The following is a 6,614-nucleotide window of genomic DNA, read 5'->3' on the forward strand; positions in this document are numbered from 1 at the left end:
TCGACCTCACGCACCACTTGCAGCTTCAACTCCCGGGTAAATTTCCGCCGTTTGAGTGCCATTATGCTCACCCCTCTGACCACCGCAGTGTGCTTAACTTCTGGTCTCATTCAAGGGGTGCAGTCCAATCTTCTGTATCTTCGCTATCTTACGAGTAAGCCAACAGTATCTTAAGAATTTCTAGACGTCTGGAGATTAGCCGTTCCCAAAAAAAGGGAGCCTCGGCGCTGCCCCCATGCTTCTTTCTCCTTTTCCTGTGCCACGCGTCGTGCTACCCAGGGGCGGGACATAAGATACCCTTATGTCCTGAGTAATGGGTCTAGGAAGGGAGTTTGGTATGGGGCAGGGGGCACTCATCGCTGGAAATAATTTAGGACATAATGTTTTGACTCCCCAGAAACAGGCGCTCCATGACGCCGTCGCAGTGGCGACAATCTCCTCTTTATCCTCGCTCGCTGATACCCTTCTCCATCCCCGTTAAGGCGCAAACTCCACGGCCTGATACGGCTCCCCGCGCTTGTGCGGGCTAATGCTGATTGTGACTTTCCGATCCAGCCGTTTGAGAAAATCGAGCAGCTTATCCGTGGTGAAGCGGCTATAATGGCCGTTCATGAGATGGGAAACGTCCGGCTGGGCGATCCCCAGCAGCGTGGCCATCTCCCGTTGCTTGAGCTTTTTGGCTTTGAGAAGTTCATACACATGGAAGCCGATCTGTGCCCGCGTGAACAGTTCGTCCGCATCCTTTAGCCCGAGATCGGCAAAGACATTGCCGGAGCCTTCCTCAAATTCAATGTCCTTCGGCTTCTTTTTGTTCATGCTTTGCCAGCTCCTGTGCTTCCCGGTAGCGCCGTTTAATCACTTCCACATCCTGCCGTGAGGTTTTGATGCCCGTTTTGGACTTCTTCTGGAACGCATGCAGTGCATAGAGGTTCTTCCCCAGTTGCAGCGCCACGACCGTGCGGTACGCGTCGGTGTCATAGCGGATGGCGAGTTCCACCACCCCACTGCCTACGTCCTTGAACGGCTTGGCATCGGTGGGCATTCCGCCGAACTGGAGCAGCTGTAGCTCGTCGCCGATCAGTTTCTGTGCGCCTTCAGGAAATGCCCGGACGTTCCTTTTCGTGTCCCCCAGCCAAACGACCGGGCGTAACACCGGCGGGGCAAAACGAGGCAAGAGTTTATCCACAACAATATAGAAAATTTACTATACGCTTAATTCCCGCAGGGTCAACGCTGAGGCGCGCGTGGGGTGCATAACAGCAGGGTTCACCGACATCGAGGTAAAGCCGACCTTTGCTTACAAGAGCATCGTTACCGGACGGAAGCCGTGAAGATAGTTCGCTCACTACGTTCGCTTTATGGGCTAACGAGAGGGACGGTGAAATATCCCGCAATAAGGAAGGTCATATTGCTGCCAATTTTGCCTTGAATAGGGTGTTTCAGCCGTTCGCGGTCAACAGAATTTCCGTAAAGAGCCAGAACCGGAATTAATCCAGGACCAAACCAACGCGAAAGGCCGCCGAAGAGGGCACTCTAGCGGAATTGTGCCGGTGCCGAAAGTGAAAACGGAAATAACAGAAGGGGAATTGAAATGCTGTTACCACGGGAGGAAGGAAAGCTTGTTAGGTTTTATCGCAGCTTCCCTCCTGTTGGTCCTTATTCTACCCAAAAGATATTTTTCCTGAAGCACAGGCTGTTAGTCTATCGCTAACAGGGGGATGATATCTCTAACTTTTCCTAAAACATAGTCAAAGTAGAAATCAAATGGCTGCAAGTTGGCTCCCGCATTCACAGTATCTCGCACAGCATCAAATCCTTGTCGGTGAAACTCTCTCTCATTCTCAAGATTTTTCAGAAATTGCAGTGGAACTCTCTTCGCGGCGAATACATATCGAAGAATGTCCAAGTTCTCTTTCGCGTAGATATCTACAGATATAGTTGAATCCCTAAGAACCGAATAGACATCAAAAAAATCCCGTGGCCGTGGTCTCCTATGTATAGTGGGAATGATCTGCTTATATTCTTCCATCTGCTGACAAAGGGCACGTAACTTTTCATAAACGAAAACAAGACGAGAATACACAGAGATAGTGTATCCGTCTAAATTGAAAGTCTCCTTACGCAGGTGCTCGTCGACCTGCTGACCAATGCAGCCGAGGCGACGCCGGCCGGCGGCGAGATCTCGCTGGCCGCTACCACCGTCAACTCGATGCCGATTCCGGGCCGGGCATTCCTGCCGCCGACCGAGCGCGCGTCTTCGAGCCGTTCTTCACCACCAAGAGCGCGGGGACCGGGCTCGGCCTCGCCATCGCGCGACAGATCGTGGCCGCGCATGACGGCCGCATCGAGATCGGCGAGCGCAAGGGCGAGCGACGATCCGACGGCAGACCTGGACAGTCGAAAACGTCAGGAACTGGCAGCCGCGCGGATAAGAAGTTCAAACGGCCTTGCCCGTCTATCAGCACCCACCCCCACCCCGTCTCCGTGAACGTCCAGCGGTCCATTCGCATTCAAGCACGCGATGGCCGACAGGTGGTTGCAGACGGCAGAACGCAGGTCGCTGACGCGGTCGATCGCGGCGGGTCGTCCGCGGTCCACTCGCCGGTCTTCTCGAGGAAAGGGGACAGTTCCTCCGGGCCCCATCGCAACGGCAACACACCATCGACCCATTGCCAGCCTTCGATCTCGAACTGGACCAGGCGCTGAGCTCCCTCGAATGCGGTGACCTGAGGCCCGTCCCAGATGACGACTCCGCGCCCGGCCACATGGAGCAGCCCTCCGGATGAAAAATCGATGAACAACAGTCCGCACCTCGGATTCAACTGCAGGTTGCCGAGCGTATTGAAGAGAAAGTTTCCGATGAAGTCTGGAATGGTCAGTCGCGAACCATCAGCATCGACCCGAATGAATCTGCGCTTCCCGCCGCGGTGGGACACATCGACTCCCTCGTAACGCGCGGAATTCGCCTCTGAGCTCGGATGGGCCGACGCGATATAGAACGTGTCGGCTTGGCGGATGCGCGCCTGCTGCTCGACGTCAAGCGTAGCGCCCCGTCGAATCTGCGCTTCGCCAGGGGATACTTCCACGTACTCGGGCTTTCGGGCCTGGATGTACTTGGGACAGTTGCCGAAGCTCTGGGACACTGCGACCTGCAGACCGGACCCAGAAGCCTCTTGAATGATGCCGTTCATGCGATTGCGACGACGCGTATGAGGCTCTATGCCGAGCAGCCCGACCGATGCGCCGGGCACCAGCGCACCAGCAAGCGGATCCGTGGCGTCCGGGTGCGCGTCGATGACCAGAGTTCTCGGATCCGGCGACTGAACGAAGCCGGCAGGGCCGGCCAGAACAGTGGCCCAAGGCTGTCGGGTCGAATCCAAGGCTCCGATCAGGATGAACGGCAACTGCGCGAAGAAGGTGCGGTGCTGGTCAGGCATGTAGTCTCGAACCACACGCCTGCCCAGATCCTCGATCTGCTCTCGAACGCCCAAGCGATGCTGGATCGCGGCCTCTCCAGGGTGGAAAACCTCGCTGCTCAATCGATCATCGGTGTCCATCGTGTACCCTCCTGACTGCCGGCTGCGCGTGTTTCAGAGCTCTCCCAGATAATCCGCCTTGCCGATCTCCACGCCGTTGTGCCGCAGCATCGTGTAGGTCGTCGTGGTGTGGAAAAAGACGTTCGGCAAGACGAAGCGCTGGACGTAGTCGATCCCCTTGAGGGTGACCTCCCCGCGCGCCGTCTTGAAGGTGATCGGTCTGTCCTCGGTGCCATCGATCTGCGAGGGCTGAGCTGCGGACAGGAAGGCCAACGTCGTCTCAACCCGGCCGTCGAGCTCCGCAAACGTCGCTTCGTCGTCCGAGAACTTGGGGGGCTCGGCACCGGACAAGCGCCAGACGCAAAGCCGGGGCATGTCGGTGGCGATGCGAACCTGCGATGCGAACGGCAGCATGTCCGGAAAGAACCGAAAGCCTATGAAGGCGGAGGGATCGATCCTGCGCGCCTCGCAATGTGCAGCAGCCTTGCCAAGCAGATGCCGCAAGGTCGTGAGCGCCCGAATCGCTGGCGGAATAGTGGTTTGATACATTCCCAGGGACATCGTGACCTCCAGTTGACTTGAGTTGTGCGAAACCTCGCTCCTGCGACGAGGCGATGCGGTCAACTTACTTCGCTTCGAGTCGCGGCGGAAGCCTACGATCGCGCAATCCGGGTTTGCGTTAACGCAATGTTCGGGCCCCAGCGGAGCTCTGCGGGGGCGGGTCTACCCACTCACCGTCTCGACACGCGCTCCACAGGTGACCGCCCGGAGCAATGCTGTTATCATCCAGCGATCCATCGTCTCGAGGAGCAGGTGCATGAGGAAGTCGAAGACAGAGACTGCGGAGACCCGCAGACGCATCGTCGATCTTGCCGCGAAGACGTTTCGCAGAAAAGGCATTGCGGCCACGGGCGTCGCGGAGATCATGGCCGCCGCCGGTTTGACTCACGGCGGCTTCTACCGTCACTTCGGCTCGAAGGATCAGCTCGTCGCAGAGGCCTGCTCGGTCGGCCTGGACGACATGGTCAGGTCCTACCGGAGCGCTTCGGAAGGCGGCCGTGAGGGGTTCGTCAAGCACCTCCAGTCCTGCCTCACGCCAGCCTATCGGGATGATCGGAGCGGCGGTTGTCCGTTGGTGGCGATGGGCAGCGAGTTGGTGAGAGCGGACGCGGCCACGCGGCGCGGGGCCGCGAACGGCTTCCAGGAACTGATCGACGAGATCGCGCAATGGCTGCCCACGAAATCCAGGCGTGAGGCGCGCGACGAAGCCATCGCGATCCTCACGGGGATGATCGGCGTCGTGACAATGTCCCGGGTGGTGGACGATGCGCGCCTTTCTGCGCGCATCCTGCGCGTGGGCAGGGACGAACTCGGGCGCCGGTTCGGAACGAACGCGCCACGGCGACGAGGCAGCGTCCGTCGCCGGCCGCGCGGCTGACTCGACGCAGTGGCGGGATAGCGGATCGCTTCCTGACCGCGGGCGGCAACTTAGATGATCGGTTTACTCTAAACTCCCGTTCTGTTACCATCTTGGACGTGGACGGTCGTATCCCCCCTACGCCCCGCCCGGCGCGAAGGTTTCCCTGCCGCAAGATTCGGTTCCGTACGCGGTGCGTGGCGGGGTCCGACCTCGGTGATCGAGTCACATGAATTGGGACGATCTCCGCTTCGTGCTCGCGCTCTCGCGCGCTCGGGGCCTCAATTCGGCCGCCCGTGTGCTCGGCGTCAACGCGTCCAGCGTGTATCGCCGGCTGGAGGCACTGGAGACGAGCATGGGAGTGAGGCTCTTCGAGCGGCTCCGAACCGGCTATCGACTGACCGACGCGGGCGAGGAGCTCACGGCAGCAGCCTCACGCATGGAGCTGGAAGCTCTTGTCGTCGAGCGTCGCGTGCTCGGAGCGGACGTGCGTTTGCAGGGGAGCATGCGGCTCGCCACTAGCGAAGCCTTGATGATCCATGTCCTGGCGGATCACGTCGAAGAGTTCCGCGCCCTGTATCCCGACGTCAATCTGGATGTAGCGCTGAGTAACCGACAGGTCGATCTTTCTCGCCGGGATGCCGACATCGTGATCCGCGCGACAAGTGCGCCGCCCGATCACCTCGTCGGTCGGAGCGTGGGGCATGTCAATGCGGCGGCCTATGCGTCGACCGCCTATCTCGACGCCAACGGTCGCGGTATGCCGCTCGCCGCCTACGAGTGGGTCGGATACCACGGCGCGCTCGAGCAGCACCGGTAGGCGCGCTGGACATCGGACAACGTCCCGGACGAGCGCGTGAAGCTTCGCTTCGATTCGATCAGCGCAGTTCTCGCGGTGGTTGCTCGCGGCGTAGGCTGCGGTGCGCTGCCCTGCTTCATCGCAGACGGCCACCCCGCGTTGGAACGGCTTCCAGGCACGTACCAGGAAACTGACGTGCAGATGTGGGTGCTCACGCACCCGGATCTGAGGAACTCCGCAAGGATAAGTGCGGGGCTGCAGTTCTTCGGCTCGCGACTATCGGCCTACCGCTCGAAGCTGGTGGGGGATCTGTCGGAGCGATCGACCGGCCAAGGTGACAGAGCCCCGCTGTCAGACGCTGCCCCGACGCTTTCCCGCCGCTCCTCCGACGCGCGCGGCCGCATGCATCCACGGGTTCGATCCTGACGGACCGCGCTCCGATACGGCTCCTTCACAACTTCCGATGCATACCCCTGCCGGGCTCTTGTAACACTCCGAATTCGCGCTGCACTCACTCAACAGGGGCCCTGGAAGCGACCAACTCATGGCCGCGGTGAACGACAACACTGCGAACATAACGTAACCGGGCAACGATTGGCGGTGTTGACCGAGCCAAGTGGGCTTTATTCCAACAAAGGTACGTAAACTCTCACAGCTTTTGTACAACTCAGTGTGAGAGCTAGAGTTTTCGTGATGGTCTCGTTCGTTTATCTCACTCCGATTTCAGCGAGCAATTTCGGTATTGGGGAGCAGACGAACAGAAAACCGGCTTAAGGAACGCGGTAAATTCTAAAACACCTGCGGCGAGGCGCAGTTTTCAGAACAAAAATGCCTTCAGCGCGTTGCAAAAGTCTTAAGTTTT

Annotated in this window: 7 protein-coding genes and 1 pseudogene; 3 read left to right on the top strand and 5 right to left on the bottom strand. The window is 59.0% G+C overall.

Annotated features, from left to right (window positions below; all coding sequences use genetic code 11):
- Positions 1 to 477: 477 nt before the first annotated feature.
- From AB1451_16675 to AB1451_16685, 3 genes are all read right to left on the bottom strand, one after another.
- Positions 478 to 816 (bottom strand): helix-turn-helix transcriptional regulator, encoded by a 339-nt coding sequence (locus tag AB1451_16675; GenBank protein ID MEW6684529.1) that lies wholly within the window; start codon positions 814 to 816, stop codon positions 478 to 480.
- Positions 788 to 1,174 carry a type II toxin-antitoxin system RelE/ParE family toxin gene (locus AB1451_16680; GenBank protein ID MEW6684530.1) on the bottom strand — a complete coding sequence of 129 codons (387 nt, stop codon included), beginning with the start codon at positions 1,172 to 1,174 and terminating at the stop codon, positions 788 to 790. Before AB1451_16680 ends, AB1451_16675 begins: the two co-directional genes overlap by 29 nt.
- Positions 1,175 to 1,696: 522 nt before the next feature.
- Positions 1,697 to 2,083: a nucleotidyl transferase AbiEii/AbiGii toxin family protein gene (locus AB1451_16685; protein ID MEW6684531.1), complete on the bottom strand. Its 387-nt coding sequence runs from the start codon at positions 2,081 to 2,083 to the stop codon at positions 1,697 to 1,699.
- 146 nt (positions 2,084 to 2,229) lie between these two features.
- On the opposite strand from AB1451_16685, the pseudogene AB1451_16690 reads away from it, so the two are divergent.
- Positions 2,230 to 2,307, top strand: a pseudogene (locus AB1451_16690) (hypothetical protein).
- Between the two features lie 203 nt (positions 2,308 to 2,510).
- On the opposite strand, the gene AB1451_16695 reads toward AB1451_16690, so the two are convergent.
- Together AB1451_16695 and AB1451_16700 are read right to left on the bottom strand one after the other, a co-directional pair.
- Positions 2,511 to 3,557, bottom strand: a complete 1,047-nt coding sequence (locus AB1451_16695; protein MEW6684532.1) for a pyridoxamine 5'-phosphate oxidase family protein — start codon at positions 3,555 to 3,557, stop codon at positions 2,511 to 2,513.
- A gap of 33 nt (positions 3,558 to 3,590) precedes the next feature.
- Positions 3,591 to 4,097, bottom strand: a complete 507-nt coding sequence (locus AB1451_16700) for a DUF1993 domain-containing protein (protein ID MEW6684533.1) — start codon at positions 4,095 to 4,097, stop codon at positions 3,591 to 3,593.
- 256 nt (positions 4,098 to 4,353) lie between these two features.
- On the opposite strand from AB1451_16700, the gene AB1451_16705 reads away from it, so the two are divergent.
- Both AB1451_16705 and AB1451_16710 read left to right on the top strand, forming a co-directional pair.
- Complete coding sequence (locus AB1451_16705) at positions 4,354 to 4,974, top strand: TetR/AcrR family transcriptional regulator (protein MEW6684534.1); 621 nt, start codon at positions 4,354 to 4,356, stop codon at positions 4,972 to 4,974.
- Between the two features lie 208 nt (positions 4,975 to 5,182).
- Positions 5,183 to 5,773 carry a LysR family transcriptional regulator gene (locus AB1451_16710; GenBank protein ID MEW6684535.1) on the top strand — a complete coding sequence of 197 codons (591 nt, stop codon included), beginning with the start codon at positions 5,183 to 5,185 and terminating at the stop codon, positions 5,771 to 5,773.
- The last annotated feature ends 841 nt before the right edge of the window (positions 5,774 to 6,614 follow it).

It is taken from the genome of Nitrospirota bacterium (assembly GCA_040757335.1).
In the GTDB taxonomy this organism is placed as follows: Bacteria; Nitrospirota; Nitrospiria; order 2-01-FULL-66-17; family 2-01-FULL-66-17; genus JBFLXB01.

Excerpts from the sequence above, each read along its gene's own strand:
- AB1451_16695 (MEW6684532.1), bottom strand. The coding sequence starts at position 3,557 with ATGGACACCGATGATCGATTGAGCAGCGAGGTTTTCCACCCTGGAGAG.
- AB1451_16710 (MEW6684535.1), top strand. The coding sequence starts at position 5,183 with ATGAATTGGGACGATCTCCGCTTCGTGCTCGCGCTCTCGCGCGCTCGG.
- AB1451_16675 (MEW6684529.1), bottom strand. The coding sequence starts at position 816 with ATGAACAAAAAGAAGCCGAAGGACATTGAATTTGAGGAAGGCTCCGGC.
- AB1451_16705 (MEW6684534.1), top strand. The coding sequence starts at position 4,354 with ATGAGGAAGTCGAAGACAGAGACTGCGGAGACCCGCAGACGCATCGTC.
- AB1451_16700 (MEW6684533.1), bottom strand. The coding sequence starts at position 4,097 with ATGTCCCTGGGAATGTATCAAACCACTATTCCGCCAGCGATTCGGGCG.